24 protein-coding genes and 1 pseudogene are annotated in these 26,658 nt (G+C 71.0%); 8 read left to right on the top strand and 17 right to left on the bottom strand.

The features are described 5' to 3' along the window. The 4 genes and pseudogenes from DTL70_RS07705 to ctaE all read right to left on the bottom strand — a co-directional run. A pseudogene (locus DTL70_RS07705) lies at positions 1-181 on the bottom strand (cytochrome bc1 complex cytochrome b subunit); the annotation flags it as partial. Further along, positions 178-1,245 carry a cytochrome bc1 complex Rieske iron-sulfur subunit gene (gene qcrA / locus DTL70_RS07700; RefSeq protein ID WP_114021090.1) on the bottom strand — a complete coding sequence of 356 codons (1,068 nt, stop codon included), beginning with the start codon at positions 1,243-1,245 and terminating at the stop codon, positions 178-180. The gene qcrA and the pseudogene DTL70_RS07705, both read right to left, overlap by 4 nt. Continuing rightward, positions 1,242-2,057 carry a cytochrome bc1 complex diheme cytochrome c subunit gene (qcrC, locus tag DTL70_RS07695; protein WP_114021089.1) on the bottom strand — a complete coding sequence of 272 codons (816 nt, stop codon included), beginning with the start codon at positions 2,055-2,057 and terminating at the stop codon, positions 1,242-1,244. Before qcrC ends, qcrA begins: the two co-directional genes overlap by 4 nt. Before the next feature lie 119 nt (positions 2,058-2,176). Continuing rightward, complete coding sequence (gene ctaE / locus DTL70_RS07690) at positions 2,177-2,794, bottom strand: aa3-type cytochrome oxidase subunit III (protein WP_114017231.1); 618 nt, start codon at positions 2,792-2,794, stop codon at positions 2,177-2,179. 213 nt (positions 2,795-3,007) lie between these two features. Between ctaE and DTL70_RS07685 the strand changes: the two genes are divergently transcribed. Beyond that, positions 3,008-3,421, top strand: a complete 414-nt coding sequence (locus DTL70_RS07685) for a DNA-binding transcriptional response regulator (protein ID WP_114021088.1) — start codon at positions 3,008-3,010, stop codon at positions 3,419-3,421. Between the two features lie 83 nt (positions 3,422-3,504). Here DTL70_RS07685 and DTL70_RS07680 read toward each other — a convergent pair whose 3' ends face one another. From DTL70_RS07680 to ctaC, 4 genes are all read right to left on the bottom strand, one after another. Further along, complete coding sequence (locus DTL70_RS07680) at positions 3,505-4,806, bottom strand: L,D-transpeptidase (protein WP_181860829.1); 1,302 nt, start codon at positions 4,804-4,806, stop codon at positions 3,505-3,507. A 125-nt stretch (positions 4,807-4,931) separates the two neighbouring features. After that, positions 4,932-5,330 carry a cytochrome c oxidase subunit 4 gene (locus DTL70_RS07675; protein ID WP_114021087.1) on the bottom strand — a complete coding sequence of 133 codons (399 nt, stop codon included), beginning with the start codon at positions 5,328-5,330 and terminating at the stop codon, positions 4,932-4,934. Continuing rightward, positions 5,327-7,057, bottom strand: a complete 1,731-nt coding sequence (ctaD, locus tag DTL70_RS07670; protein ID WP_114021086.1) for an aa3-type cytochrome oxidase subunit I — start codon at positions 7,055-7,057, stop codon at positions 5,327-5,329. The genes DTL70_RS07675 and ctaD overlap by 4 nt, the downstream gene beginning before the upstream one ends. Then, positions 7,054-8,064 (bottom strand): aa3-type cytochrome oxidase subunit II, encoded by a 1,011-nt coding sequence (ctaC, locus tag DTL70_RS07665; RefSeq protein WP_425470329.1) that lies wholly within the window; start codon positions 8,062-8,064, stop codon positions 7,054-7,056. Before ctaC ends, ctaD begins: the two co-directional genes overlap by 4 nt. Before the next feature lie 347 nt (positions 8,065-8,411). On the opposite strand from ctaC, the gene DTL70_RS07660 reads away from it, so the two are divergent. Next, positions 8,412-9,851, top strand: a complete 1,440-nt coding sequence (locus DTL70_RS07660; RefSeq protein WP_114021084.1) for a cysteine desulfurase/sulfurtransferase TusA family protein — start codon at positions 8,412-8,414, stop codon at positions 9,849-9,851. 201 nt (positions 9,852-10,052) lie between these two features. On the opposite strand, the gene DTL70_RS07655 is transcribed toward DTL70_RS07660, so the two are convergent. Beyond that, positions 10,053-11,027, bottom strand: a complete 975-nt coding sequence (locus tag DTL70_RS07655; protein WP_114021083.1) for a carbohydrate kinase family protein — start codon at positions 11,025-11,027, stop codon at positions 10,053-10,055. 335 nt (positions 11,028-11,362) lie between these two features. Here DTL70_RS07655 and DTL70_RS07650 point away from each other — a divergent pair, with 335 nt between their 5' ends. After that, entirely contained in the window at positions 11,363-12,784 is a 1,422-nt protein-coding gene (locus DTL70_RS07650) for a hypothetical protein (protein WP_114021082.1), read from the top strand. Positions 12,785-12,892: 108 nt separating this feature from the next. Here DTL70_RS07650 and DTL70_RS07645 read toward each other — a convergent pair whose 3' ends face one another. After that, on the bottom strand, positions 12,893-13,246 hold the full coding sequence (locus tag DTL70_RS07645) for a HesB/IscA family protein (protein WP_114021081.1): 354 nt from the start codon (positions 13,244-13,246) through the stop codon (positions 12,893-12,895). A gap of 256 nt (positions 13,247-13,502) precedes the next feature. Between DTL70_RS07645 and nadA the strand changes: the two genes are divergently transcribed. Both nadA and DTL70_RS07635 read left to right on the top strand, forming a co-directional pair. After that, positions 13,503-14,690 (top strand): quinolinate synthase NadA, encoded by a 1,188-nt coding sequence (nadA, locus tag DTL70_RS07640; RefSeq protein ID WP_114021080.1) that lies wholly within the window; start codon positions 13,503-13,505, stop codon positions 14,688-14,690. Positions 14,691-14,700: 10 nt separating this feature from the next. After that, positions 14,701-15,582 carry a GNAT family N-acetyltransferase gene (locus tag DTL70_RS07635; RefSeq protein WP_114021079.1) on the top strand — a complete coding sequence of 294 codons (882 nt, stop codon included), beginning with the start codon at positions 14,701-14,703 and terminating at the stop codon, positions 15,580-15,582. 517 nt (positions 15,583-16,099) lie between these two features. On the opposite strand, the gene DTL70_RS07630 is transcribed toward DTL70_RS07635, so the two are convergent. The 5 genes from DTL70_RS07630 to DTL70_RS07610 all read right to left on the bottom strand — a co-directional run bounded on the left by DTL70_RS07630 (position 16,100) and on the right by DTL70_RS07610 (position 22,665). Then, on the bottom strand, positions 16,100-19,237 hold the full coding sequence (locus DTL70_RS07630) for an efflux RND transporter permease subunit (protein WP_114021078.1): 3,138 nt from the start codon (positions 19,235-19,237) through the stop codon (positions 16,100-16,102). A gap of 220 nt (positions 19,238-19,457) precedes the next feature. Continuing rightward, positions 19,458-20,156, bottom strand: a complete 699-nt coding sequence (locus DTL70_RS07625; RefSeq protein ID WP_114021077.1) for a response regulator — start codon at positions 20,154-20,156, stop codon at positions 19,458-19,460. Further along, positions 20,153-21,487 carry a sensor histidine kinase gene (locus tag DTL70_RS07620; RefSeq protein WP_181860828.1) on the bottom strand — a complete coding sequence of 445 codons (1,335 nt, stop codon included), beginning with the start codon at positions 21,485-21,487 and terminating at the stop codon, positions 20,153-20,155. The genes DTL70_RS07625 and DTL70_RS07620 overlap by 4 nt, the downstream gene beginning before the upstream one ends. 47 nt (positions 21,488-21,534) lie before the next feature. Beyond that, a complete protein-coding gene (gene pspAA / locus DTL70_RS07615; RefSeq protein WP_114021076.1) occupies positions 21,535-21,813 on the bottom strand; it encodes a PspA-associated protein PspAA in 279 nt (92 codons plus the stop codon). A 45-nt stretch (positions 21,814-21,858) separates the two neighbouring features. Then, positions 21,859-22,665: a PspA/IM30 family protein gene (locus DTL70_RS07610; protein WP_114021075.1), complete on the bottom strand. Its 807-nt coding sequence runs from the start codon at positions 22,663-22,665 to the stop codon at positions 21,859-21,861. 241 nt (positions 22,666-22,906) lie between these two features. Here DTL70_RS07610 and DTL70_RS07605 point away from each other — a divergent pair, with 241 nt between their 5' ends. After that, complete coding sequence (locus DTL70_RS07605) at positions 22,907-23,503, top strand: DUF3043 domain-containing protein (RefSeq protein WP_114021074.1); 597 nt, start codon at positions 22,907-22,909, stop codon at positions 23,501-23,503. Further along, positions 23,500-24,252, top strand: a complete 753-nt coding sequence (locus DTL70_RS07600) for a class I SAM-dependent methyltransferase (RefSeq protein ID WP_114021118.1) — start codon at positions 23,500-23,502, stop codon at positions 24,250-24,252. Before DTL70_RS07605 ends, DTL70_RS07600 begins: the two co-directional genes overlap by 4 nt. Positions 24,253-24,445: 193 nt before the next feature. Here DTL70_RS07600 and DTL70_RS07595 read toward each other — a convergent pair whose 3' ends face one another. Continuing rightward, positions 24,446-24,883: a hypothetical protein gene (locus DTL70_RS07595; RefSeq protein WP_114021073.1), complete on the bottom strand. Its 438-nt coding sequence runs from the start codon at positions 24,881-24,883 to the stop codon at positions 24,446-24,448. Between the two features lie 147 nt (positions 24,884-25,030). After that, the gene (locus tag DTL70_RS07590) at positions 25,031-25,282 is read right to left on the bottom strand and encodes a hypothetical protein (RefSeq protein ID WP_114021072.1); all 252 of its coding nucleotides are present in this window, start codon (positions 25,280-25,282) and stop codon (positions 25,031-25,033) included. A gap of 84 nt (positions 25,283-25,366) precedes the next feature. Here DTL70_RS07590 and DTL70_RS07585 point away from each other — a divergent pair, with 84 nt between their 5' ends. Next, positions 25,367-26,581, top strand: a complete 1,215-nt coding sequence (locus DTL70_RS07585; RefSeq protein WP_114021071.1) for a bifunctional adenosylcobinamide kinase/adenosylcobinamide-phosphate guanylyltransferase — start codon at positions 25,367-25,369, stop codon at positions 26,579-26,581. Positions 26,582-26,658: the final 77 nt, after the last annotated feature.

Genomic DNA, 26,658 nt, shown 5'->3' with positions numbered 1-26,658 from the left:
AGAGCGCGACCTCACCCAGCATGAACGACCAGTGGTCCGGGAAGATCTTGCGCATGTTGGCCTTGGCGAGGCTGTAGATCCCCAGCCGCCCATCGGCCCAGTCGGCGACCCGCTCCCCCGCGGGTGCCTTTTTCCTGCCCTCGGCAGCGGCGCTGCCCCGGGCCTCCGTTGCAGTACTCATCCGCGCTCCCAGAAGGCCGGACCGACGGGCTCATCGAAGTCGCCCTGCGCTTCGAGGTAGCCGTCCTTGTTGACGCTGATGTTCAGCTGCGGCAGCGGGTGGCCGGCGGGCCCGAAGAGCACGCGCGCACCGTCGGCGAGGTCGAACGTCGACTGGTGGCACGGGCACAGGACGTGGTGGGTCTGCTGCTCGTAGAGGCTGACGGGGCAGCCGACGTGCGTGCAGATCTTCGAGAAGGCCACGATGCCCTCGTGCGACCAGTCCAGCTCGCGCTTGTCCTTGATGTCATCCGGCTCGAGGCGGACGATCATCAGGGCGGCCTTGGCGATCTCGGTCTGGAAGTCCTCGTCGTGGTGCTCCAGGCCCTCGGGGCGGGCGAAGGTGAGCGAACCGACGGCGATGTCCTCGGGGCGCAGCGGCTCGTTCGTGTTCTCGTTGACGAGCAGCTTGCCCTTCTTCCAGGCCGTGTGCCGCAGCTTGTCCTCGGGCAGCGGGCCCAGGTCGCGCAGCAGGACGACGCCGGAGAGCGGCACCAGGGCGACCGCGCCGAACATCGTGTTGCGAATCAGCTTGCGGCGGCCGAGCGCGGACTCCTTGGCACCCTGCTTGAAGTCCGAGATGACCTTCTCGCGGACCTCGGGCTCCGCCGCGATGGCGTGCCGCTCGTCGACCATCTCCTCGTCGGACATCAGCGTGCGGGCCCAGTGGACCGCGCCCGCGCCGATGCAGAAGAGGGCCACGCCGAGCGTCAGGCCCAGCGCGAGGTTGAGCGCGCCGATGTGGCCGAGCGGCCAGACATAGATGATCTTGTCGATCGGGAAGGCCACGAAGGAGGCGATGAAGCCGATCGTGGCCAGCATCGAGATCGTGAAGATGAAGGCGACGGTGCGCTCGGAGCGCCTGGCCGCCTGCTCGTCGACGTCCTGGATGCGGTGCTCATGGGGCGGCAGCCCCGGGTCGGCGAACGGGTCGTCCTTGCGGGCTACCTCGCCGTGTGCCGGTCCCTGCTCTTTCGGCAGGTTCTCGTCTGACACGTTCTCGTCCGGTCCAGTCTCGCTACTCATGACTTCTTGGCCTTTGCAGTCCGAGCGGCGACCCAGGTAGCGACGGCCACCATCGCGCCGAGGCCGAAGATCCAGGCGAACAAGCCTTCGCTCACGGGGCCGAAGCCGCCGAGACTGAACCCACCGGGGCTCTCGGACTTGTCGCTGTTGACCTGCTTCACGTAGGCGACGATGTCCCGCTTGTCCTTCTCGGGAAGCGCGCCGTCGGTGAAGGACGGCATGTTCTGCGGCCCGGTCTGCATGGCCTCGTAGATGTGCTTGGGGTCGACACCATCGAGGTCGGGTGCGAACTTGCCGTGGGTGAGGGCGCCGCCCTTACCGGTGAAGTTGTGGCACTGCGAGCAGTTGGTGCGGAAGAGTTCGCCACCGTTGGCGACATCGGCACCAGCCGGGTCGTACGCCTTCTTGTTGGGCTGGCTCGGGCCCGAGCCCAGCGAGGCGACATACGCGGCGAGCTGGTTGATCTCGTCCTGGCTGTAGATGTTCTTCTTCTTGGGCACCTGAGCGCCGGGCTGCTGAGCCGGCATGCGCCCCGTGCCGACCTGGAAGTCCACCGCCGCGGCCCCGACACCGACCAGGCTGGGACCGTCGCTGGTCCCCTGGCCGCCGGTTCCGTGGCAGCTGGAGCACCCGGTGGCGTAGAGCTTCTTGCCCTCCTCGATGGCGAGGGACTTACTCGACTCCTGCTTCTCGGCCTTGGCCTCACCCGCGGGAGCGAACGCGGTGTACAGCCCCCCGGTGGCCGCCAGCGCGAAGAGTAGAACGACAAGCGCCGCCAGCGGATGGCGCCGTCGTGCGGAGAGCTTTTTCACGGATTACCCCGGTGTCAGGATCTTCTCGTCGATGCGGTGTCTGTCCGTACTGCGTCTGGTCCGTTATGGCCGTGGTCCGCCTGGGCGGTACGGCACGCGGCGTCGCCGCGCCCGCACGGTCACCGGATCAGGTAGATCGTGGCGAAGAGGCCGATCCAGACGACATCGACGAAGTGCCAGTAGTAGGACACGACGATGGCGGCCGTGGCCTGGTGGTGTGTGAACCGCCTGGCCGCGTATGTGCGTCCCAGGACGAACAGGAAGGCGATGAGGCCGCCTGTCACGTGCATCCCGTGGAAGCCGGTAGTCAGGTAGAACACCGATCCGTACGGACTCGAGGAGAGCGAGGTGCCCTCCTTGACCAGCTCCGTGTATTCGAAGACCTGGCCGCCGATAAAGATCGCACCCATGACGAAGGTGACGATGAACCACGCACGGAGCTTCTTGACGTCACCCCGCTCGGCGGCGAAGACGCCGAGCTGACAGGTGAGTGAGGAGAGCACCAGGATCGTGGTGTTCGTCGCCGAGAACGGAAGGTTCAGCTCTGAGGCGTGTTCCTTCCAGTAGTCGGCGCCGGTCACCGATCGGAGGGTGAAGTACATCGCGAAGAGGGCCGCGAAGAACATCAGCTCGGAACTCAGCCAAATGATGGTTCCGACGCTGGTGAGGTTCGGCCGGTTGACCGACGGGTGCGCGTGCCCGGTTTCTACTGCTGTTGCTGTCGCCACGACCGACATTATGTCGGTCGCTTATCCCGGCCTCACTTCGGGGGTCCCGTTCGGGGTGTCGGCGCCGCTCGCGCCCGCCGTGCCCAGCGGCGACGAAGGCCCGTGCGCCCCGTAAGGACCGGTATCCGCGTGCGCCGACCGGTGTTGACGGTGCGTCGGAGGGAGTAGCATCCGAGCCCAGCGGTTCACCCGATACGGACGAATCACGGACGCGGAGGAACGATGCAGCCGACCGCCACGGTGCTGGTCTACAGCGACGACGCCACCACCCGCGAGCAGGTGCGGCTCGCTGGGGGCCGCAGGCCGGCCTCCGACGTGCCGGAGGTCCGCTACGTGGAGTGCGCCACGCTGCCCGCCGTCCTGGAGGCGCTGGAAGAGCGCCACGTGGACGTGTGCGTGCTGGACGGGGAGACGGCCCCCGCGGGCGGCATGGGCGTGTGCCGCCAGATCAAGGACGAGATCTACGACTGCCCGCCCGTGCTGCTGCTGATCGGACGGCCGCAGGACGCCTGGCTGGCGACCTGGAGCAGGGCCGAGGCCACCGTCTCGCACCCGGTGGACCCGGTCGCGCTGGCCGAGTCGCTGGCCGGTCTGCTGCGCGAGCAGGCGGCCGAGGGCAGCCTCGCCCGCGCCTGAGCGCTCACCTCACCGCCGCGCCCACCTGTCCCCCGTTCGGGGGAGAGGCGGGCGCGGCGTCGTACGGCGGCGGATGTGGGGTTTCACACCTGCGGGCGCAGCCGGGCGGCGTCCGCGGGGCCGCTGCCGACGTGCTTGTCGCTGTTGACGGCACTGCCGGCGCGCCATTTCTTCCAGTCCATGTTCCAGTCCCCGAAGCCGTTGCCGAAGGGGGCCATGGTCTCGCCCGAGGTGTTGACGTGCTGGACGATGTCGCCCTCGTTGACGAGGTCGAAGAACCACTTGGCGTTCGAGCTGCTCATGCCCGTGCAGCCGTGGCTGGTGTTGGAGACGCCCTGGGACCCCACCGACCAGGGGGCCCCGTGCACGTACTCGCCGCTGTTGGTCAGCCGCGTGGCCCAGTGGACGCCGAGGTCGTAGAAGTCGCCGGCCCCGATGCTGGCGCTGGTCATCCGCACGTACGGCTCCTTGGTGAGGATCACCTTGATGCCGTTGCGGGTCTCGTAGCCCGATTTTCCGGTGGTGATGGGCACCGAACGGATGGTTTTGCCGTTCTTCTTGACCGTCATCTGCAGCGAGGAGGCGTCCGCGACCGCGACTATTCGGTCCCCGGTCTTCATCCGGACGGGTTTCGACTTACCGCCGTAGAGCCCCTCACGCACCTTCAGCCCTTTGAGTGAGGAGCGCAGCGTGATGCTGGCGTGCGCGGGCCAGTAGGAGCGCGGCCGGTAGTGGAGCTCCTTGCTGTTCACCCAGTGCCATGAGCCCTCCACGTGGGGCTTGGAGTCCACTCTCAGGGCCCGCTCGACCAGCTCGCGCTGCGCGGGCTTCTTGACGGGGTGGCTGAGTTCGGCCGTGAGGGGCATGCCGACGCCGTAGGTGCCGTTGGAGGGACCGAGCTTGACGTCGAGGTGCTTGGCCTCGGCGGCCTTGGTCCCGAAGCGCAGGGAGCGCCGTCCCGGGGCGCCGTCCTGGTTCTCGGTGCTGACCTGGAGGGTGTAGCGGGCGCCGGCGGCCAGTGAGCCGGTGCTGTGCCAGCTCTTCCCGTCGGCGGACAGTTCGCCGGGTACCACGCGCCCCGAGGCGTCGGTGGCGAAGACGTCGGTGAGGGTGTCGCCGTGCTCGGCGGTGACCTTCAGCGGCTTGTCGGGGTCGACGTCGGTGCTGTCGGCCGCGGCGCTGACGGACACGGCGTCGGTGGCGTCGTAGGGGGCGGAGGAGAGCGTGCCGTCGCTGCTGTCCCCGGTGCCGCAGGCGGCGAGCCCGACGGTCAGGGGCGCCAGCAGGAGGGCGCAGCTGCGGACCACGCGGCGCTTGTGCTTGCGGGTCAGGGTTCTGGGGGCGAGCGCCCCTCGGGATATCGCGGTGTGCGGCCTGTGACTCATAGGCCCAAAATATGAATAATCGTCACTTCGGGCGCGCGGAGTGCGTACAAACGGGTCGGCCCCCCGGCGTGTCGGGGGGCCGATCCTTGTTCTTGATCTGTCGCTGTGCTGGGCAGCCGCGCTTCCTACTGGGTGCGGTTCTGCCCGTGGTAGTACTCGAACACCCAGCCGAACAGGCCGATCAGCAGCAGCGGTGCCGAGAAGTACACCAGCCACCAGCCGACGGCCACGCCCAGGAAGGCGAAGGCTCCGCCGAGGCCCAGCGCGAGCGGCTGCCAGCTCCACGGGCTGAAGAAGCCCAGCTCACCGGCGTCGTCCGCGACATCGGCGTCCTGCCGGTCCTGCGCCCCGGTGTCCACCCGGCGCGCGGTGAACGCCAGGTAGTAGCCGATCATGATCGACAGACCGAAGGCCAGGAAGAGGCCGACCGTGCCGACCGGCTCCTTCGACCAGACGCCGTAGGTGATGGCGACCGCCAGCAGGAAGACCGACAGCCACAGGAACATCTTGCCCTGGATCTTCACTTCCCGGCCTCCTTGCTGCCGGCGAGCGCCTTCTCGTCCCGGTCCACGTTCTCCAGCTCATCGAGCGCGGCGATCTCCGGGTGGTGCAGGTCGAAGGCCGGGGATTCGGAGCGGATGCGGGGCAGGGTGAGGAAGTTGTGCCGCGGGGGCGGGCAGGACGTCGCCCATTCGAGCGAACGGCCGTAGCCCCACGGGTCGTCGACCTCGATCTTCTTGCCGTACTTGTGCGTCTTCCACACGTTGTAGAAGAACGGCAGCATCGACATGCCCAGCAGGAACGAGCTGATCGTGGAGATGGTGTTCAGCGCGGTGAAGCCGTCGGCCGCCAGGTAGTCGGCGTACCGACGCGGCATGCCCTCGGCGCCCAGCCAGTGCTGGACGAGGAAGGTGCCGTGGAAGCCGACGAACAGCGTCCAGAACGTGATCTTGCCGAGCCGTTCGTCCAGCATCTTGCCGGTGAACTTCGGCCACCAGAAGTGGAAGCCGGCGAACATCGCGAAGACCACGGTGCCGAAGACGACGTAGTGGAAGTGCGCGACGACGAAGTACGAGTCCGAGACGTGGAAGTCCATCGGCGGCGAGGCGAGGATGACACCGGTCAGGCCACCGAAGAGGAAGGTGATCAGGAAGCCGATCGTCCACAGCATCGGTGTCTCGAAGGACAGTGAGCCCTTCCACATCGTGCCGACCCAGTTGAAGAACTTCACACCCGTTGGTACCGCGATCAAGAACGTCATGAACGAGAAGAACGGCAACAACACACCGCCCGTGACGTACATGTGGTGCGCCCAGACGGTCACCGACAGACCCGCGATGGAGATCGTGGCGCCGATCAGGCCGACGTAGCCGAACATGGGCTTGCGGCTGAAGACCGGGATGACCTCGGAGACGATGCCGAAGAACGGCAGCGCGATGATGTACACCTCTGGATGGCCGAAGAACCAGAACAGGTGTTGCCACAACAAGGCCCCACCGTTGGCCGAGTCGAAGACATGCGCCCCGAATTTGCGGTCCGCCTCCAGGGCGAACAGCGCGGCGGCCAGCACGGGGAAGGCGAGCAGCACCAGCACGCCGGTGAGCAGCACGTTCCAGGTGAAGATCGGCATGCGGAACATCGTCATGCCGGGAGCGCGCATGCAGATGATCGTGGTGATGAAGTTGACCGAGCCGAGGATCGTACCGAAGCCGGACAGCGCCAGGCCCATGATCCACATGTCGGCGCCGACGCCCGGCGAGCGGACCGCGTCCGAGAGCGGCGAGTAGGCGAACCACCCGAAGTCGGCGGCGCCCTGCGGGGTGAGGAACCCGCCCACGGCGATGAGCGAGCCGAAGAGGTAGAGCCAGTAGGCGAACATGTTCAGCCGCGGGAAGGCCACGTCGGGCGAGCCGATCTGGAGCGGCATGATCCAGTTCGCGAAGCCGCTGAACAGCGGGGTGGCGAACATCAGCAGCATGACGGTGCCATGCATGGTGAACGCCTGGTTGAACTGCTCGTTCGACATGATCTGCGTGCCCGGACGGGCGAGTTCGGCACGCATGAACAACGCCATGACGCCGCCGATGATGAAGAAGACGAACGACGTGATCAGGTAGAGGCTGCCGATCGTCTTGTGGTCCGTGGTCGTCAGCCACGAGACCACGACGTTGCCGGGTCGCTTACGGCGTGTCGGCGATGCCGCCTCGGCCGTCGCGGCGGCGGCACCCTGGGGTTCGTTGAGGATGCTCACGGGTTATTCGTCTCCGCATTCTTGGCGCCGCCCGTGGTGGCGGTGCCCGCCGGGATGTAGCCGGTCTGGCCCTTCTTCGCCAGGTCCTCCAGGTGCTTCTGGTAGCGCTCCGGGGAGACGATCTTCACGTTGAAGAGCATCCGGGAGTGGTCGACGCCGCACAGCTCGGCGCACTTGCCCCGGTAGGTGCCCTCCTTGCTGGGGGTCACCTCGAAGCGGTTGACATGACCCGGGATGACGTCCTGCTTCATCAGGAACGGCAGAACCCAGAAGTCGTGGATGACGTCGCGGGAGGTCAGGATGAACTGGACCTTCTCACCCTTGGGCAGCCACAGAGTCGGACCGGGGTTGCCGTTCTGCGGATTCCGCTCGCCCGGCGTGCCCGCCTCGTAGACACCCTCGGCGCCCTTCGGGAAGCCCTTGGTCATCCGGTCCGGGATGGCGCTGAGCTCCTTGTGGAGGCTGTCCTTGGTGTTGACGTCCGTCTTCGGATCGCCGTCCACGTCCTCGACGTAGTTGAAGCCCCAGCTCCACTGGTACCCCACGACGTTGACGACGTGGGTGGGCTTCTTCGAGGTCGCCATGAGCTTGGTCTCATCCCGGGCGGTGAAGTAGAACAGCACCGCGACGATGATGATGGGGACCACGGTGTACAAGGCCTCGATGGGCATGTTGTACCGGGTCTGGGCGGGGATTTCGACCTTGGTCCTGGAGCGCCGGTGGAAGATGACGCTCCAGATGATCAGACCCCACACCAGCACGCCCACGGCGAGCGCGGCCGCCCAGGAGCCCTGCCACAAGGAGAGGACGCGCGGCGCCTCGTCCGTGACGGGAGTGGGCATTCCGAGGCGGGGAAATTCCTTTGACGTGCAACCGGTCGCGGTCGCCAGGACCAGGCCAGCGGCCAGCGCCTGCGGTAGCGTCCGCCGCATCGGGCGCCGCGATGTGGGGGTACCACCCGCGGCCGTCCTGCGGCCGTGGGGGAGGTCGGAGCCGTTGGGACTCACGTAGCGCCTTCCCGAGAGTCTCGCCCGCGTCGCGGTCGGGCGCGGCCCTCTTACGTGGTCGGGCGCCGGCCCAGCGCGGGCAGGGTTTGGATGTTTATGCGGACCAAACCCTAGCCGACGCCATTTGGGGTCGCGCGGGGAGGGGGCGTAACGCGCCGCTCAGCCCCCCGATGGGGTGGGAGAGCGCCTGAGCGCGCCGGAACTGACGCACCGACGCCCGCACGGCCGAAGGCCGCGCGGGTGCGGCGGAAGGCGCCCCACCACCCGCCGCGGGAGGCGGAACGGCGCCCGGCGCCGGGGGCCGTTCGCCGCCGGGCTCCCCGGGGCCTCGGCGGTAGCGTACGCGGGTGTCCTATTTCGATGCCGCTTCCTCGCTCCCGCTCCACCCCGTCGCGCGGCAGGCGCTGCTGGCGTCGCTGGACGAGGGCTGGGCCGATCCCGCGCGGCTGCACCGTGAGGGGCGCCGGGCCCGGATGCTGCTGGACGCGGCGCGGCAGAGCGCCGCCGAGGCCGTCGGATGCCGCCCCGACGAGCTCCACTTCACTCCTTCGGGTACGCACGCGCTGCACGCGGGGATCGCGGGCGCGCTCACCGGGCGGCGCCGGACGGGCCGGCGGCTGGTCGTCTCCGCGGTCGAACACTCCGCCGTCCTCCATGCGGCCGAGGCACACGAGAGGGGCGGGGGCACCGTCCACCGCGTCGACGTCGACCGCGCGGGCCGGGTCGACGTACAGGAGTGGGGAGAGGCGCTCGGTGCGGACTGCGCGCTGGCCTGCCTCCAGTCCGCCAACCACGAGGTGGGGACCGTCCAGCCGGTGGCCGAGGCGGCCTCCCTGTGCGCGCGGACGGGGGTGCCGCTGCTGGTGGACGCCGCGCAGTCACTGCCCTGGGAACCGGTGCCGGGCGACTGGTCGCTGCTGACGGGGAGCGCGCACAAGTGGGGCGGGCCTCCCGGCGTCGGCCTGCTGGTCGTTCGCAAAGGTGTGCGGTTCGCGCCGACCGGCCCTGCCGACGAGCGCGAAGCCGGCCGCGCGCCCGGCTTCGAGAACATCCCCGCCGTCGTCGCCGCCGCCGCCTCACTGCGGGCCGTACGCGCCGAGGCAGAGGCCGAGGCCGCCAGGCTGCGGGCGCTCGTGGACCGGATCAGGGCACGCGTGCCCGCGCTGGTGCCCGAGACGGAGGTGGTCGGCGATCCGCTGCGGCGGCTGCCGCACCTGGTGACCTTCTCCTGCCTGTACGTGGACGGCGAAGCACTGCTGCACGCGCTCGACACCGCCGGGTTCTCCGTCTCCTCCGGATCCTCCTGCACCTCCAGCACCCTGACCCCGAGCCACGTCCTGCGGGCCATGGGCGTGCTGTCCGAGGGCAACGTGCGGGTCTCGCTGCCCGCGGGGACGAGCGACGAGGAGGTCGAACGGTTCCTCGACGCGCTGCCCGGCGTGGTGGAGGGCGTACGGGCACAGGTGGGGGCCGCCTCCGGGGCCATCGCCTCGGGCGGCGACGCCGCCGAGGAGTCCGCGGGAGCCTCCGCTGATGCCCTGGCGGACGGCTCCATGGAAACCTCGGCGGACGAGGAGGTCACCGTCGATGCGCGGGGCAAGCTCTGCCCGCTCCCCGTGATCGAGCTCGCGAAGGCCATCGGCGAGGTACCCGCGGGCGGCGTCGTGCGGGTGCTCGCCGACGACGAGGCCGCGCGGCTCGACATCCCGGCCTGGTGCGAGATGACGGGCCACACGTTCGAGGGGGCCGCGGGGGTCGTTTTCCGGGTGCGGCGGGCCGGGGGCTGACGCGAAAGGCATTCGCCCTTGCCGCCCCCGGACTCCTCCCCCGGCCTTCGGCCGGGCGGTGCCCCCCCCGGACCCCCGGTCCTCAAACTCCCCCAGACTTCGTCCGGGAGGTGCCCCCGGACGGGCTGATTTCAGCCCGTCCGGCGTTTGAGGACGAGCGGAGCGACTCAGCGGGATGCGGGGCACCTTCCGCAGAAAGGGTCAGCCCAGGTGGGCCTCCACCTCGGAGGCGGCGTCGTGGCCGTAGGCCTTGGTGAAGCGCTCCATGAAGTGGACGCGCCGCAGCTCGTACTCCTGGGTGCCGACCGTCTCCACGACGAGCGTGGCCAGCATGCAGCCGACCTGCGCCGCGCGCTCCAGCCCCACACCCCAGCTCAGCCCGGACAGGAAGCCCGCGCGGAAGGCGTCGCCGACGCCCGTGGGGTCGGCCTTCGTGCGCTCCTCGGCGACGCCGACGACGATGGGCTCCTCGCCCGCACGGTCGATGCGGGCGCCGCGCTTGCCGAGCGTGGTGACGCGCGTGCCGACCTTCTGGAGAACCTCCTCGTCGCTCCATCCGGTCTTGGTCTCGATGAGTTCCTTCTCGTACTCGTTCGAGAACAGGTAGGTGGCGCCCTCGGTCAGCTGCCTGATGCCCTCGCCGTCCATGCGGGCGATCTGCTGGGAGTAGTCGGCGGCGAAGGGGATGCCGCGGGTACGGCACTCCTCGGTGTGGCGGATCATGCCCTCGGGGTCGTCGGCCCCGATGAGGACGAGGTCGAGGTGGCCCGCACGGTCGGCGACGTGCTGGAGCTCGATGTGCCGGGCCTCGCTCATGGCACCGGTGTAGAACGAGCCGATCTGGTTGTTGTCCGCGTCCGTGGTGCAGACGAAGCGTGCCGTGTGTGCGACCTCGGAGATGCGGACGGAGTCGGTGTCCACGCCGTGGCGTTCGAGCCAGACACGGTACTCGTCGAAGTCCTCCCCCGCCGCGCCCACAAGGACTGGGCGGGCCCCCAGCTGGCCCATGCCGAACGCGATGTTGGCACCGACACCGCCGCGGCGGATCTCCAGGCGGTCGACGAGGAAGGAGAGCGAGACCGTGTGCAACTGGTCGGCGACCAGTTGGTCGGAGAAGCGCCCCGGGAAGGTCATCAGGTGGTCGTTTGCGATGGAGCCGCAGACTGCGATACGCACGACGAATTCTGCTCCTGAGAGACATCGGGTACCCCCGTACGCCCAGCGCACGAGGGAAAGGCGCCAGTAACGCTACCCGCTGGGGTCGCCGAGTCGAACAGGACACAATCACCTCATAGCACGGCTTTCCCGGCAGACCGCCGAAGCGATGGCTCCCCCGGCACCGCCGCGAGCGCCCCACCGCCGGCCGCGCGGCACCGTCGGAGACACGCGATCATCGGCAGTGCGGCACGGCGGTGGAACCGTCCACCCATCCACCCCGTCCCACTCATGTCCCCCGCATGAGGGGACCGCCTGGCAGGACGCTCAGGAACGCGGAGCCAAAGGAGTTTTCGGTGAGTACAGACCAGTCCCCCCAGAAAGAGGACCGGCCGGCACCCCGGAGCAGGCGACGGCAGCTGGCGGTCGTCTCCGTGGCAGCCGCTGTCCTGGTGGCCGGCGGGGGCGGCGCGTACTGGGCCTCCACCGCCTCTTCCGACAACGCGGACGGCTCTGACAGCGCCGCGCCCGCCGGGAGCCCCCCGAAACTGGCGCTGGACGGCACCGCAGCCTCCGCGCACGACGACGAGGGCATCGCCCCCGGCGAGCCGATGGGCCCGCGCGGCTACCGCGCCGAAGGCGAGCTGCCCGGCGGCCCCGACTCCGCCGCCGTCCGCCGGACGGGCCACGAGGTACACAAGGAGCAGGTGGCGAAGCTGGCCGAGGCGCTGGAGATCAAGGGCGGCGTCAAGGCCGACGACGGCCGCTGGCGGGCGGGCGGAAGCGGCCAGGGCAAGGGCCCCAGGCTGACCGTCGACCGCGGCGAGGACGGCGGCGCCTGGACGTACCAGAACGGCGACACCGTGCCGCTGGACGCCGACGCCTCCCCCGAGGCCGACCCCGCGCCCGACGGGAAGCCGCTCTCGCCGAAGGAGGCCGAGAAGGCCGTGAAGCCGGCGCTGCGCGCCCTCGGGCTCCAGGACGCCGGGCTCGAGGCCGGCTCGTCCGTCGGCGGCACCCGCACGGTGACCGCCTCCCCGAAGGTGGACGGCCTGCCGACGCACGGCTGGGACAGCACCTTCGTGGTGGACGACGACGGCGCCGTCACCCGCGCCCAGGGCAGCTGGAACACGACCCGCAAGGGCGAGACCTACCCCGTCATGAGCGCCACCGCGACGCTCGACCAGCTGAACAAGGCGAGCCAGTCGCGAGGCGGCCACGGCGCCGGGGCGGGGAAGAAGGACGAGCCGACCGCCGTGGGGGACGCCGTCTTCGGCCTGTCGCTGGAGCGCTCGCACGGCGAGCCGCTGCTCGTCCCGGCCTGGATCTACGAGGTGAAGCGGCCCGGCGGCGGCGACATGGAGGTCACCCACCCGGCGCTTGACCCCAAGTACCTCAAGCCCGCCAAGACCTCGGGGCACCAGCCCTCGCAGCCGGGCAAGGACCCCTCGAAACCGGGCGAGGCCCCCTCGAAGCCGGGCAAGGGCGACGTCGGCACGGGCGCGGGCAAGGGGTCGGCGCAGGCGGTGGAGTCGTACTCGGCCGACGGGCGCACCCTGAAGCTGCGCTTCTGGGGCGGGGTGTGCGACACCTACAAGGCGACGGCCGACGAGTCCGCGTCCTCGGTGAAGGTCAAGATCGACGCGAAGCCGAAGAAGAAGGACCAGGTCTGCGTGAAGATCGCCAAGCGGCAGACGGTCGAGGTGGAGCTCGACAAGAAGCTGGGCGACCGCAAGGTCGTCGACGCGCGGGACGGCGAGAAGCTGCCACGCAAGTGAGCGGCGGCTGCCGCCCGTGAACCGACAAGGGCGGCGGACTCCTGGTGGGGGGAGTCCGCCGCCCTTGTCATGCCCGGTGCGGCCGCACGAGCGATACGGCCGACGGGATCAGTTGAAGGAGTCGCCGCAGGCGCAGGAGCCCGTGGCGTTCGGGTTGTCGATGGTGAAGCCCTGCTTCTCGATGGTGTCGACGAAGTCGATGGAGGCGCCGCCGAGGTAGGGGGCGCTCATCCGGTCGGTGACGACCTTGACACCGTCGAAGTCCTTGACCACGTCGCCGTCGAGCGAGCGCTCGTCGAAGAAGAGCTGGTACCGCAGGCCCGAGCAGCCACCCGGCTGGACGGCGACGCGCAACGCCAGGTCGTCGCGGCCCTCCTGCTCCAGCAGGCTCTTGACCTTCGAGGCGGCGGCGTCGGACAGGATGATGCCCTCGCTTACAGCGGTCTCGTCCGAAACGGACATCTGCTTCTCTCCCGGGTTGTACGGACTGCTCTCTTACCGTCGGCTCAACCGACGGCATCCCGGATTCATTCCAGGAGTGGTCACTTCATGCTCGCACACCGCCGAAGCGATCGGGAATGCGTCACATCGACGCGATCGGCATCGTCAAAGTGACGTGAAGCGGCTATGATAGATAACGTCACATAGACGAGAAGCCTGTCCGTCCCGGCTTCCCCGTGGCACCCAACGACGCTCGACAACAGAAAGGGCAGGTCCTGTGAGTGCCGCCCAGCCGCTGGACGTACAGCCGACCCCGCTCGCGCTGCTGCTGCTCGGCCGCGAGGCCGACCCCACGAGCGAGCGCGGAGTCGAGTGCCCCGGCGACCTCCCCGCCCCGTCGGACCCCGACCTCGTCGCACGCGCCCGCGCCGCCAAGGAGAAACTCGGCGACCGGGTCTTCGTCCTCGGCCACCACTACCAGCGCGACGAGGTCATCGCCTTCGCCGACGTGACCGGCGACTCCTTCAAGCTCGCCAGGGAAGCGGCAGCCCGCCCCGAGGCCGAGTACATCGTCTTCTGCGGCGTGCACTTCATGGCCGAGTCCGCCGACATCCTCACCCACGCCGCCCAGCAGGTCGTCCTGCCCGACCTGGCCGCAGGCTGCTCCATGGCCGACATGGCCGCCGCCGAACAGGTCGCCGAGTGCTGGGACGTACTGACCGACGCCGGCGTCGCCGAGACGACCGTGCCCGTCTCCTACATGAACTCCTCCGCCGACATCAAAGCCTTCACCGGCGCACACGGCGGCACCATCTGCACCTCCTCCAACGCCAAGCGCGCCCTGGAATGGGCCCTGGAGAAGGGCGACAAGGTCCTCTTCCTCCCCGACCAGCACCTGGGCCGCAACACCGCCGTCCGCGACCTGGGCATGTCACTCGACGACTGCGTCGTCTACAACCCGCACAAGCCAGGCGGCGGCCTGACCCCCGAGCAGCTCCGCGCCGCCACCATGATCCTGTGGCGCGGCCACTGCTCCGTACACGGCCGCTTCTCGCTCGACTCCGTGGGCGAGGTCCGCGCGCGCATACCCGGCGTCAACGTCCTGGTGCACCCCGAGTGCAAGCACGAGGTCGTCGCCGCGGCCGACCAGGTGGGCTCCACCGAGCACATCATCCGGACCCTCGAAGACGCGCCCCCCGGCTCCAAGTGGGCCATCGGCACGGAGCTCAACCTCGTCCGCCGACTGGCCAACCGCTTCGCCGCCGAATCCGAGGGCGGCAAGGAGATCGTCTTCCTCGACCGCACCGTCTGCTTCTGCTCCACCATGAACCGCATCGACCTCCCCCACCTCGTCTGGGCCCTCGAATCGCTGGCCGACGGCACCGTCGTCAACCGCATCGAGGTCGACGCCGAGACCCAGAAGCACGCCCAACTCGCCCTGGAGCGGATGCTCGCCCTGCCGTAACCTGCGGCGAATGCTGCTGCGACCGGTCAGGGACACCGAAGAGGACGCCGAAACCGTACGGAAGCTCGCCGAAGCGGCCTTCGGAGCGTCGCACGCGCTCAAGGGCGAAGCGCCCAGCGGGCCGGTCCCCGCGGAGCGCGCGGCCCGCAGCCGCGAGAAGATCCGGCACCTGACCCGGCACGACCCCGCCGGCAGCTGGATCGCCGAGGACGGCAGCGGGCAGGCCGTCGGCGCCGCCCAGTCCTCCCTCCGCGAAGGCACCTGGGGGCTCGGCCTCCTCGTCGTCGCGCCCGGCGCCCAAGGAAAAGGCGTCGGGCGCGCCCTGCTCCAGCGCACGCTGGAGTACGGGCGCGGCTGCCTGCGCGGCATCATCTGCTGCTCGCGGCACCCGGCCGCCGCGCGCGTGTACCGGCAGGCCGGGTTCGCGCTGCACCCGACCATCCGGATGCGCGGCGTCGTCGACCGCGACCGGCTCGGCACCGTCGACGGCCCCGCCGTCGAGGGCACCCCGCGCGACCAGGACCTCCTCGACTCCGTCGACCGCCGCCTGCGGGGCGGTGCCCACGGCCCCGACCACGCCTACCTGATGCGCCACAACCGGCTCGTCGTCGCGGACGACCTCGCCGGAAGCGGCTACTGCTACATCAACGCGGACGGCAAAGTCGCCCTGCTGGCAGCGACGTCGCGCCGGTTGGCGTCGCGCGTCCTGCGCGCCGCCCTCCTCGGGGGCGAGGAGGGCGGGGTGGTGGAGGTGCACGATGTCACCGCGGAGCAGCAGTGGGCTGTTGACGTGGGCCTTGCGGCGGGGTTGGAGCTTCGGTCCGAGGGCTTCGTCTGCTTCCGCGGCATGCGGCCGCCCGCCCCCTACATCCCCTCCGGCGCCTTCCTGTAGCTCCAGCGCCTGGGGCGGGCCCCCCAGACCTCCCCCTTTTCCGTGGAGCCAGCCCACCCCCGAAGGGCTGCTCTCTCCCTGAGGGGCTCCGCCCCCCAGACCCCCGGCCCCTCGCCGGGGAGGCTTTGGGGCGGCGCTGCCCCCCAAAGGCCCCCCGCTACGGGGGCTCCGCCCCCCTAGGAACCCCCGCCAAGGGGCTCCGCCCCCTGGACCCCCACATGAGACAGCACCACAGAACCCCAGTGCCGGGCCGACTCGTGTAAGAGGGGAACCGACGCTCCTCCAGGGGGCTCCTAGGGGGGACGGAGTCCCCCGTAGCGGGGGGCCGTTGGGGGGCGGAGCCGCCCCAACGCCCGGCCGGCGAGGCCAAGGGGGTTTGGGGGCGGAGCCCCCGACCACGGCCGAGGGCGCCCTCACGGAAGAAGGGGAAGACCATGTCGGGGGCAGGGGGCGGAGCCCCGAGGAGGGGGGGCCGGGGCCCGGCGTGACCCCCCACGGGTCGCCGGGCCCCAGCCGCTCAGGAGGAGGCGGAGCTCTCCGCCATTTCGGGCTCCCGCACATCGAGGGAGCCCTCTTCCACCGGCGCGCCACCGCGCCGCTTCGCGGCACGCCGCTCCTTACGGAGCTCGACCATGGCGTACAGCGTGGGCACCAACAGCAGCGTGAGCAGCGTGGAGGTGATGAGCCCGCCGATCACGACGACCGCCAGCGGCTGCGAGATGAACCCGCCGTCGCCGGTGACGGCGAGTGCCATCGGTGTCAGGGCGCAGATGGTGGCCAGTGCCGTCATGAGGATGGGCCGCAGCCGGTGCCGGCCGCCTTCGATGACGGCGTCGATGACGCCGTATCCCTGCCGCCGGTACTGGTTGATCAGGTCGATCAGCACGATGGCGTTGGTGACGACGATCCCGATGAGCATCAGCATGCCGATCATGGCGGGGACGCCCATGGGGGTGCCGGTCGCCACGAGCAGGCCCAGCGCACCGGTGGCGGCGAACGGGATGGAGACCAGCAGGATCAGCGGCTGGATCAGCGACCTGAAGGTCGCCACCAGGAGCAGGAAGACGACCGCGATGGCCGCCAGCATGGCGAGGCCGAGCGAGGCGAAGGCCTCGTCCTGGTCCTGGGAGAGGCCGCCGATCTCGGCGGTGGCGCCCTCGGGCAGGTCGAGGGAGTCGATCTCGGTCTGCAGCGCGGTGCCGACCGCGCCGGTGTTGTCACCCGTCGGCTTGGCCGTGATCGTCGCGGCGCGGGCGCCGTCGATGCGGGTCATCTGGACGGGTCCGTCGACGGTCGCGACGTCGGCGACCTCGCCGAGCGTCGCCTTGCCGACGGGCAGCTTCTTCAGTTCGGCGACGGTCTCGGCGGGCCGCGGTGCGCGCACGACGACGTCGCGCTCGGTGTCGTCGAGCACTGCCGTGCCGGACTTGGTGCCGCTGACGGCCTGCGCGACGGCCTGGCCGAGGGCGGCGTCCGAGAGACCGTACGCGGCCGCTTCGGGCTTGGCCCGGACGGAGATGCGGGGCACGGACTGGGAGAGGTCGGACTGGACGTCGGTGACGTCGTCGAGCTTCGCGACCTTGGCCCGTACCTGTTCGGAGGCCTTCTTGAGGACGTCCTGGTCGCCGGCCTTGACGACGACGCTGAGGTCCTGGCCGCCGAAGCCGTCGCCGGCGCTGACGGTGGTGTCGCCGATGCCGGAGCCGAGCTTGTCGAGTCCGTCGTTGACGGCGTTCTCGACGGCGGAGCTGTCGGCGGATTCCTTCAGCTTGATCTGGTAGGAGGCCTGGTTGGCGTCGGTGCCGCCGCCGAAGGCCGCCATGAGGCCAGCGGAGCCGACGGTGACCTGGTAGTCCTCGATGCCGTCGATGCCGGAGAGCATCTTCTCGACCTTCTTGGCCTGCGCGTCGGCGGCGCCGAGGCTGCTGCCCGGCGGGAGTTCCTGCTTGATGGCCAGCTGCTGGGTCTCGCCCTGGTCGAAGAAGTTGGTCTTGAGCAGCGGTGCCATGCCGAAGGTGGCGACGAGCACGACGACCGCGATCAGCAGGCTGGTGAGGCGGCGGCGGGTGGCGAAGCGGAGGATGGGCACGTACAGCTTCTGCAGCGGGCTGCCCGCCTCCTTCTCCTCGGACCTGCGGCGCTGCTCGGCGGGGTCGAGCCCGCGCAGCGACTTGGGCGCGCGCAGGAACCAGTAGGAGAGGACCGGCACCACCGTCAGCGACACCAGCAGCGAGGCGAGCAGCGCGACGGTGATGGTGAGGGAGAAGCCGCCGAAGAGGGCGCCGACCATGCCGCCGACGAACGCCATCGGCAAGAAGACGGCGACGGTCGTCAGCGTGGAGGAGGTGATCGCGCCTGAGACCTCCTTGACGGCGTCGAGGATGGCGGTGGTGCGCTCCTTGCCGTAGGCCAGGTGCCGCTTGATGTTCTCCAGGACGACGATGGAGTCGTCCACCACCCGGCCGATGGCGATGGTCAGGGCGCCCAGCGTGAGCATGTTGAGCGACAGGTCCTGGGTCCACAGCACGATCAGCGTCAGCACGACGGACAGCGGGATGGAGACCGCAGTGACCAGGGTGGAGCGCAGCGACAGCAGGAAGACCAGGATGACGACGACGGCGAAGATCAGCCCGAGCAGGCCCTCCGTGGTCAGTGAGCTGATCGAGTCGGAGACCTGGGGTCCCTGGTCGGCGACGACGGTCAGCTCGGCGCCCTTGCCGAGGTCGGCTCGGAGCTGGGGCAGTTCGTCCTTGACGGCGTCGGAGATGTCCACGGCGCTGCCGTCGTTGTCCATGGTGACGGCGACGGAGAGGCTGCGCTCGCCGTTGGTGCGGGTCAGCGAGGTGGCCTTCTCGGGGCGCTCCTCGACGGTGGCGACATCGCCGAGCGTGACGGGTTTCCCGGCTCCGCCCTTGCCGGGGATGGCCAGCTCCTCGATCTCCTTGAGGGAGGTGAAGCCGTCGCCGACCTGGACGGTTTTGCTCTTGCCGCCCTCGTCGAAGGATCCGGCGGGCACCGAGGCGCCGCCCGCCTCCAGCGCCTTGGACAGGTCGGCGGGGGACAGCTCGGCCGCCGCCAGCTTCTTGCCGTCGGGGGTGACGGCGACCTGGAGGTCCTGCACGCCGTCGATGGTGACCTGGCTGACGCCGTCGATGTCCTTGAGGACGGGCACCACCGAGGTGTCCAGCGCGTCGGCGAGGGCCTGCTGGTCCTTGTTCTTCGCGGAGGCGGCGAGCACGACCGTGGGGATGTCGTCGGTGCCGCCGGAGACGACCTGCGGGTCGACCCCGTCGGGCAGCTTGGCGCGGGCCCGGTTGACGGCCTGCTGGACGTCGGCGATGGTCTGCTCGGAGCCGTCGCCGTAGTCGAACTGGGCCATGACGACGGCGGAGCCCTCGCTGGCGGTGGAGGTGACGCCGGTGACGCCGTCGACGCCCTGGATGTTCTCCTCCAGGGGCTCGACGACCTGCTTCTCGACCACGTCGGGAGAAGCGCCCTGGTACGGCGCGATGACCGAGACCATGGGCAGATCGATGGAGGGCAGCAGTTGCTGTTTGAGCTGCGGGACGGCGATGGCGCCGAAGACGACGGCGACGAGCGCCATCAGACCTATCAGCCCACGCTGGACGAGGCTGAGGCGGGACAGCCAGGACATGGTTGCCGGGTCTCTCTCTCGGGAAAGGATGGAGCGGGCGCCGCCTTCGTGCGGGCAGACACCGGTGCCGTCTATACCTTCGCCCAGGATCGGCGCCGGTTTGTCCCCCGCAGGTCCCCTTCTGCCGAAGGCCGCGTACTCCGGCCGTAGTACGTCACCGCCCCCGGTCTCCACCGAGGGGATACGCCGTCCCCTCCGGGTCCGCCGCCGAGCGGTGCCCTCACGCTCCCGGCTCTGAGCCGTAGGGCCGCACCAGACCGCTCTCGTAGGCGGCCACCACCAACTGCGCCCGGTCGCGGGCCCCCAGCTTGGCCATCGTGCGGTTGACGTGGGTCTTGATGGTGAGCGGGCTGACGTCGAGCCGGTCGGCGATCTCGTCGTTGGACAGGCCGGCCGCGACCCGGGTCAGCACCTCGCGTTCGCGTGCGGTCAGCGCCGCGAGCCGGGACGACTCGGCGCCGGATCCCGGCGGCTCGCCGGCCCCGCCGTCGCCCTGGGCGAGGAACCTGGCTATCAGTCCCTTGGTCGCCACGGGCGACAGCAGCGCCTCGCCCTGCGCCGCCGTCCGGATCGCCGAGAGCAGTTCGCCCGGCTCCGCGCCCTTGCCCAGGAAACCGGAGGCGCCCGCGCGCAGCGCACCGACGACGTATTCGTCCACCTCGAACGTGGTGAGGATGACGACATGGACGTCGGCCAGCTCCGGGTCGGCGCTGAGGGCGCGCGTGGCGGCCAGACCGTCGGTGCCGGGCATCCTGATGTCCATCAGCACCACGTCGGCGCCGTGTTCCCGCACCAGCGCCAGGGCCTCGTCGCCGTCGGCCGCCTCGCCCACGACCTCCATGTCGGCCTCGGAGTCGACGAGCACCCGGAACGCGCTGCGCAACAGCGCCTGGTCGTCGGCGAGTACGACACGGATCATGCGGGGGTCTCCTTGCGTGGCGCCGTCGTGCGAAGGGGCAACCGTACGTGGACGCGGAAGCCGCCACCGGACAGCGGCCCCGTCTCGCACGCGCCGTGCAGCGCCGCCGCCCGCTCCCGCATGCCGACCAGGCCGTGCCCGCCGCCACCGGCCTCGCCGCCGCCGGCCTCGCCGCCACCGATGGGCGCTGCGGCGTCGGACTCGTCCGGCTCCCGCTCCACGGCCTCCACCACGCCGCCGCCCGCGCCGTCGTCGACGACGCTGATGTCCAGCGCCTCCGCGTCGCGCCGGATGCGCACCTGGGCGAAGGCGCCGGTGCCCGCGTGCTTCTGCACGTTGGTGAGCGCCTCCTGGACGACCCGGTAGGCCGTCAGGTCCACCGCGGAGGACAGCGGGGCGGTCCCGGGGGCGAGCGCGGGCGCGGCCACCGAGACGGAGAGCCCCGCGTGCCGGAAGCCGTCCACCAGTTCCTCCAGCACCTCCAGGCCCGGCGCCGGCTCGGTGGGGGCGATGCTCTCCCCCGACTGGCGCAGCAGCCCGACGGTGGTCTGGAGCTCGGCCAGCGCGTGCCGGCTGGCGTCCCTGACGTGGGCGAGGGCCTGCTTGGCCTGGTCGGGGCGTTTGTCCATGACGTGCGAGGCCACTCCCGCCTGCACGTTGACCAGCGCGATGTGGTGCGCGACCACGTCGTGCAGCTCCCGGGCGATGCGCATGCGCTCCTCGGCCACGCGGCGCCGCGCCTCCTCCTCGCGGGTGCGCTCGGCCCGCTCGGCGCGCTCCCGGATCGCGTCGACGAAGGCGCGCCTGTTGCGGACGGCCTCGCCGACGGCGGCGGCCAGCGCCGTCCAGGCCAGGACGCCCAGGTTCTCCTGCGCGTACCAGGGCCGGGCGCCGAAGATCATGGCCACGGCGGTGAGCGCACCGACCGTGACCGCGCCGACCTGCCAGCTGGTGCGCCGGTCGGTGGTGTTGCTGACGGTGTAGAGCGCGATGACCGGCGCCACCACCAGCGAGGCCTGGCGGTCCGAGCTGGAGGCGGAGCCCGGGCTGCCGGCGATCAGGGCGACGATGGAGACCAGGCTGGTCAGCAGCAGCACCGGCATCGGGGCGCGGCGGCGCAGCGCCAGCACCCCGCAGGAGAGCGCGGCCAGCAGCGCCGTCTGCACCGTGACGTCACGCTCCGCGAAGCGGGGCTGGCCGTGGGGCCCGTGCGGCTCGGTGGCGGCGCCGAGGAGGATGCAGACCAGGGCCCCCGCGGCGATGAGGGCGTCGACCGCGTAGGGGTGCGCCCGCAGGCGCTCGCGGATCTCGCGCAGTGTCACGGCAGGCACCGTCAGGCCCGGCTCTCCTGGTCTGTTCTTGTGCGGGGGGGCGCTGGTCAGCCGGGGATGAGTCCGTCGTCGCCCAGCATGTCCCGCACCTCTTCGAGCGTGGCGTCCGGGGCGGGCAGGATCAGCTCGGAGGGCTCCAGCGCGTCGTCGGGCAGCGGGCTGCCCAGCCTGCGTACCGCGTCCAGCAGCGCGCCGAGAGTGCGGCGGAAGCCCGCCTCGTCGCCGTTCTCCATCTCCTCCAGGAGCTCGTCGTCCAGCTTGTTCAGCTCGACGAAGTGCCTGTCGTCCAGCTGCACCTGGCCTTCGCCCATGATCCGCACGATCATGTCGCTCTCCTCCTCGGGCTGCGGGGGATGCCGCTCACGCCCGGCTCAGTCCTTGTTGAACCGGGGCGTGTCCTGCTGCTGGGCGCCACTCGCCTGGCCCCCCTCGCCCTGGCCGCCTTCGAGGGCCTGCCGGCCGCCTTCGCTGCTGCCGCCGGCCAGCTCCGCCTTCATCCGCTGGAGCTCCAGCTCCACGTCGCCGCCGCCGGAGAGGCGGTCGAGCTCGGCGGTGATGTCGTCCTTGGCCATCCCGGACTGGTCGTCCAGAGCGCCGGAGGCCAGCAGCTCGTCGATGGCACCGGAGCGGGCCTGGAGCTGTGCCGTCTTGTCCTCGGCACGCTGGATGGCCATGCCGACGTCGCCCATCTCCTCGGAGATGCCGGAGAAGGCCTCGCCGATCCGGGTCTGGGCCTGGGCGGCCGTGTAGGTGGCCTTGATCGTCTCCTTCTTGGTGCGGAACGCGTCGACCTTGGCCTGGAGCCGCTGCGCCGCCAGCGTCAGCTTCTCCTCCTCGCCCTGGAGGGTCTGGTGCTGCCCCTCCAGGTCCGTGACCTGCTGCTGGAGCGCCGACTTGCGGGACAGCGCCTCCCTGGCCAGATCCTCACGCCCCAGAGCCAGAGCCTTCTTGCCCTGGTCCTCCAGCTTCGAGGACTGCCCCTGCAACTGGGTCATCTGCAACTCGAGGCGCTTGCGGGAGGTCGCGACGTCGGCGACGCCCCTGCGCACCTTCTGCAGCAGCTCCAGCTGTTTCTGGTACGAGTAGTCGAGCGTCTCGCGCGGGTCCTCAGCCCGGTCCAGGGCCTTGTTGGCCTTCGCGCGGAAGATCATCCCCATACGCTTCATGACACCGCTCATGGGCCTCGCGCGCCCCCTTCGTAACGGACTCAAACCCTCGGCAGATCTACTGGTCCCCAGAGTACGGGGCCCTCTTCCATTACCGCACCGTTCGGGCACTGATGCGCTCCTCCTGGAGGACGATCAGTTCCGTGTCCTCTCCGGCGCAGGGAGTAGATGTCTCCCAGCGGCGGGGACCGGTCTTCTCCGGTCTCCCCCCAGGGGCTGGGGGACACTCACACGCACACCGTACTCTTGAGGTGTGTTCCGTAGCCGTTCGAAAGAAGGGCAGGCCGTGAAGTCCCCCGAGGACCGGGCCGAGCCCAGACAGTCCCGCGACCCGCAGGCCCCCAAGGGCCGGCCGACCCCCAAGCGCAACGAGGCGCGCGGGCCGCGCCGCCCCATGTCCAGCGGCCCGATGACCCGCAAGGACGCCGCCAAGCGGCAGCGGGAGGCCCGCAGGGCCGACGCGGTCAAGCAGCGTGAGGCGCTGGCGGGGGGTGACGAGCGCTATCTGCCCGCCAGGGACAAGGGCCCGGTGCGGCGGCTGGCGCGCGACTTCGTCGACTCGCGCTACAGCGTGGCCGAGTTCTTCCTGCCCCTGGCCGTGATCATCCTGGTGCTGAGCATGCTGCCCTCGCCGCAGCTGCGGAGCATCTCGCTGCTGCTGTGGCTCGTGGTGATCATCCTGATCGTCCTCGACTCGATCGGCGTCGCCGTCCGGCTGAAGAAGAAGATCGCCGAGCGTCACCCGAAGGAGAACCGCAGGGGCGCCGTCGCCTACGCGCTGATGCGGACCCTTCAAATGCGCCGCATGCGCCTGCCCAAGCCGCAGGTCAAGCGCGGCGAGAAGCCCTGATCCGGCACGAGCTGGTCGCCCGGCAGCTCGAGGAGCGGATCGCGACGCACTTCGAGGTGGGGCGCCGGCTGCGGGTGCTGGACGTCGCCCTCGGCGACGGCGCGCAGGCGCTGCGGCTGGCCCGCGGCGGACACCAGGTGACGGGTCTCGAATCCGATCCGGGGCGGCTGGCCGCGTTCACCTCCGCGCTGGAGACGGAGCCCGAGGGCATACGGGCGCGCTTCCGCGCACTGGCCGGCAGCGGTCAGGACACCGGGGCGCACTTCCTGCCCGGCACGTTCGACGTGGTGCTCTGCCACGGCGTGCTCGACCGGGCGAAGGATCCGGACAGCACGCTGGCCGGGCTCGCCCGGGTGCTGGACACCGGGGGGCTGCTGTCGCTGGTGATCCCGAACGCGGCTGCCCGCGCGATGCGCCCCGGGCTCGCCGGGGACTGGCGGGCGGCTCGGGCGGCGCTCGTGGCCCAGCCCGAGGAGAGCGACCGCTTCCTGCGGCGGGAGGCCCTGACCTCGTTCCTGGCGCGGATCGGGGTGCCGCTGGAGTGCTGGTACGGCGTGGGCGTCTTCGCGGCGGACGGCTCCCACGGGGATGCCGGGTCGGCGGCCGGACAGGAACAGTCCGCCGACGCGGCTGACGCGGCCCACGAGGCCGCTGCCGAGGCGGCTGCCGCCGTGGAGGAACTCGCCTGCCGGATGGACCCCTACCGGGGCGTCGCCCCGTCACTGCACCTGTTCGGCGTGCGCGGCTGAGACGGCCTTCGCCGTGCGCGGCCCGGACAGCCGGCTGGGACAGGGACGCCTGTCCGGGCACACCCGGGCTGAGACAGGCGGTGGGGGCGCCCCCGGCCGGGTGCGCGCCCCCGGTGGGGCGCGCGTCAGGCACCCGTGTCCGCCCTCCTGCGGCAGGCGCGCGGGCAACCGGGCGGGGCGGGCCGCTCCGGGTTCAGACCGCCGGGAGCCGGCTCTCCGGCGGCTCGCGGAGCTCTATGTCGGCGACGTCGATGCCCTGCTCGCGCGCCAGGTGCGCCAGCGTCTCGGCCCGGGCCTCCTCGGGAGCCTCCGTGTCGATGAAGGCCCCCAGCCACTCCCCCGTCCGCCGGTTGTAGGCGAGGCGGCGGGACGCGGCCGCGCTGCTGATGGTGCCGGTCTCCTCCACCGCGAAGTCCGTGCCGATCAGCGCCTTGCCGACATGGGCCGCGCAGGCGTCCATGAAGCGGGGGCTGGGACGCTCGTCGCCGCCGTGGAAGAAGGCCTCGATCTGCTCGGGCCCGCGCACGGACCGCTCGGCGAAGATCCCCGCCTTCTTCAGCGTCGTCAGGGCCTTCTCGCGTTTGTCGGCCGGGCCCCGCAGGACCACGTAAACAGCGCCACGTACGTTCATGCGCACCGAGGGTAGCGGCTCAGCGCGGGTTTTCGCGCAACGCGCCGCGGGCGCACGGAAGTTGCCGGGCGCACCGCGCCGCGGTCCGCAGCACCGCGCCGCGGCCTCCGCACCGGGCGGCGCACGCGGGGCGCCGCCCGGCGTGGCTCACTCCTCGGCGGCGTCCCCGTCCTCGCCGTCCTCGCCGTCCGCTCCGGAGGCGTCGTGCAGGCTCATCGGGCCGTAGACCGTGGAGCCGTCCTCTTGGAGGGTCACCTGATCGGTGCCGCCCTCCAGCAGCTCCCGCCAGACCTCGCCGATCCACGACTCGGCGTCCGACTGGGTGGGGAACTCCTCGGGCTCGACCGCGGGTTCCGTCTGCGAACCGTCGGCCTTCTCGAACCGCCACGTCCACGCCATCGATGCCTCCGTCAGATCGGCCGTTGCTCCCGGAAGCGTAGTCCCCTGTGCGCGTCCGGCGGCAGGTCAGGAGACGATCGGTGGGTGGAACTCACTCTGCTCGGCACCGGCTCACCCGCAGGACTCCCCGCACCCGACTGCCCCTGCGCGCGCTGCGCCGCCGCGAGAGGCGACCGGGCGCGCGCCGCGACCGCGCTGCTGGTGGACGGCACACTGCTGCTCGACCTCACCCCCGGGCCCGCCTTCGCCGCCGCCCGCGCCGGAGCGTCGCTCAGCGGCGTACGCCAGGTGCTGCTGACGCACCCGCACGACGGGCCGGCGCTGGAGGTGCCCGCGGGGCTGCCCGCGCCCGTGCGGGTGCCGGAACGGCAGGAACTGGCGCTGATCAGCGGACACCGCGTCCAGGCCCTCGCCCTGGACACGCCCGGCACCGGCTACCTGGTCACGGGCCCCGACGCCCGCAGGCTGCTGTATCTGCCGCCGGGCGCCGCTCCCGCGGGTGCGGGCGCCCCGCACGTGTACGGCGCGCCCTGCGACCTGGTGGCGCTGGACGTCCTGGGCCGCCCCGACGCGCCGGCCGCGCTGCGGGACGCCGGAGCCGTCGGCCCCGCCACGGACGTACTGGCCGTCCACCTGGGGCACGACGCGCCGCCCGGGGACGAACTGCACCGGCGGCTGGCGGCGGCGGGCGCCCACACCGTGCCCGACGGTACGACGCTCGCCGTCGGCGCGTACGCGGGCGCCGACGAGCTCCCCGAGGTCCCCCGGCGCACCCTCGTACTGGGCGGAGCCCGCTCCGGCAAGTCCGTGGAGGCCGAACGGCGACTGGCCGCCTTCCCCGGCGTGGTCTATGTGGCCACCGGCGGCAGCCGCGACGACGACCCCGAATGGGGCGCACGGGTGGCCGAACACCGAGAACGCCGCCCCACCTCGTGGCGCACCGAGGAGACCTGCGACCTGGTGCCCCTGCTCGCGGACCCGGGACCGCCGCTGCTGATCGACTGCCTGTCGCTGTGGCTGACCCGCACGATGGACGAGATCGAGGCCTGGGACGACACCCTGTGGGCGCGCGGCGGCGCCACCGCGCTGGCCGAGCGGGTGGAGGCGCTGGTGGCGGCGGTGCGAGCGACCCCGCGGCGGCTGGTCGCGGTCAGCAACGAGGTCGGCTCCGGGGTGGTGCCCGCCACCCCCGCGGGGCGCCGCTTCCGCGACGAACTCGGCCGCCTCAACGCCCGGTTCGCCGCCGAGTGCGAGCACGTCCTGCTGACCGTCGCCGGCGTGCCCGTACCTCTGCGGTGAGCCCGCCGGCGGCCCGCGGGATCGGCGCCTGACCCCGCCCGGATCCCCGCGCCGGCCGAGGGATGAAGCGTGCGGGG

The organism is Streptomyces diacarni (genome assembly GCF_003323715.1).
Taxonomy (GTDB): domain Bacteria; phylum Actinomycetota; class Actinomycetes; order Streptomycetales; family Streptomycetaceae; genus Streptomyces; species Streptomyces diacarni.
This window is presented reverse-complemented; position numbering and strand designations above follow the sequence as displayed.

Excerpts from the sequence above, each read along its gene's own strand:
- ctaE (WP_114017231.1), bottom strand. The coding sequence starts at position 2,794 with ATGTCGGTCGTGGCGACAGCAACAGCAGTAGAAACCGGGCACGCGCAC.
- DTL70_RS07610 (WP_114021075.1), bottom strand. The coding sequence starts at position 22,665 with ATGAGCGGTGTCATGAAGCGTATGGGGATGATCTTCCGCGCGAAGGCC.
- DTL70_RS07590 (WP_114021072.1), bottom strand. The coding sequence starts at position 25,282 with ATGGCGTGGACGTGGCGGTTCGAGAAGGCCGACGGTTCGCAGACGGAA.
- DTL70_RS07645 (WP_114021081.1), bottom strand. The coding sequence starts at position 13,246 with ATGTCCGTTTCGGACGAGACCGCTGTAAGCGAGGGCATCATCCTGTCC.
- DTL70_RS07630 (WP_114021078.1), bottom strand. The coding sequence starts at position 19,237 with ATGTCCTGGCTGTCCCGCCTCAGCCTCGTCCAGCGTGGGCTGATAGGT.
- DTL70_RS07625 (WP_114021077.1), bottom strand. The coding sequence starts at position 20,156 with ATGATCCGTGTCGTACTCGCCGACGACCAGGCGCTGTTGCGCAGCGCG.
- DTL70_RS07680 (WP_181860829.1), bottom strand. The coding sequence starts at position 4,806 with ATGAGTCACAGGCCGCACACCGCGATATCCCGAGGGGCGCTCGCCCCC.
- DTL70_RS07595 (WP_114021073.1), bottom strand. The coding sequence starts at position 24,883 with ATGAACGTACGTGGCGCTGTTTACGTGGTCCTGCGGGGCCCGGCCGAC.
- DTL70_RS07685 (WP_114021088.1), top strand. The coding sequence starts at position 3,008 with ATGCAGCCGACCGCCACGGTGCTGGTCTACAGCGACGACGCCACCACC.
- qcrA (WP_114021090.1), bottom strand. The coding sequence starts at position 1,245 with ATGAGTAGCGAGACTGGACCGGACGAGAACGTGTCAGACGAGAACCTG.
- pspAA (WP_114021076.1), bottom strand. The coding sequence starts at position 21,813 with ATGATCGTGCGGATCATGGGCGAAGGCCAGGTGCAGCTGGACGACAGG.
- DTL70_RS07635 (WP_114021079.1), top strand. The coding sequence starts at position 14,701 with ATGCTGCTGCGACCGGTCAGGGACACCGAAGAGGACGCCGAAACCGTA.